This is a genomic window from Paraburkholderia atlantica, from assembly GCF_009362785.1.
GTDB lineage: Bacteria > Pseudomonadota > Gammaproteobacteria > Burkholderiales > Burkholderiaceae > Paraburkholderia > Paraburkholderia atlantica.
In genome coordinates this window covers 1-605 of record NZ_WHNQ01000245.1, presented here as the reverse complement: position 1 = coordinate 605, position 605 = coordinate 1, and the positions used below count along the sequence as shown (strand labels likewise).

At 62.3% G+C, this 605-nt stretch carries 1 protein-coding gene; it reads right to left on the bottom strand.

The features are described from left to right. Positions 1-605 (bottom strand): ATP-binding protein (locus tag GCT19_RS42515; protein ID WP_152855138.1); only part of this gene is annotated, 605 nt, incomplete at both ends.

Here is a 605-nt window from a genome sequence, read left to right as displayed (position 1 = left end):
GCATCCACCTCGTTGTCGCGATAGGCGCCGATGACCATCAGGTAGCGCAGGTCCGGCTGGATCAGCAGATCCGCGAGCAGGTCCAGCGTCGCTGCATCGAGCCACTGCAGGTCGTCGAGAAACAGTGCCAGCGGATGCTCGGCCTGGGCGAACACGCCGATGAAGCGCCGGAACACCTGCAGGAAGCGCTGTTTCGCCTGTTGTGGTTCGAGCTCCGGGACCGGGGGCGGCTCGCCGATGATCAGCTTCAGTTCGGGGATCAGGTCGCTGATGAGCGCTGCATTGGGCGAGAGCGCCTCGACCAGTCTTGTGCGCCAGCCTGCCAGTTCCGTGTCGGATTTGCCCAGCAGCATGCGCACCAGGCTTTGAAATGCCTGGATCAGCGTCGCATAGGGGATGTCGCGCTTGTACTGGTCGAACTTGCCGGATGCAAACAGTCCACGTGGCGGCACGAGGATCTTGTGCAGTTCATTGACCACCGATGACTTGCCGATGCCCGAATAACCGGACACCAGCACGAGCTCGGGCACGCCCGTCTCGACAATACGGGTGAAGGTGCTGACCAGGGTCTCGACTTCGCGCTCACGTCCGTAAAGCTTCTCGGG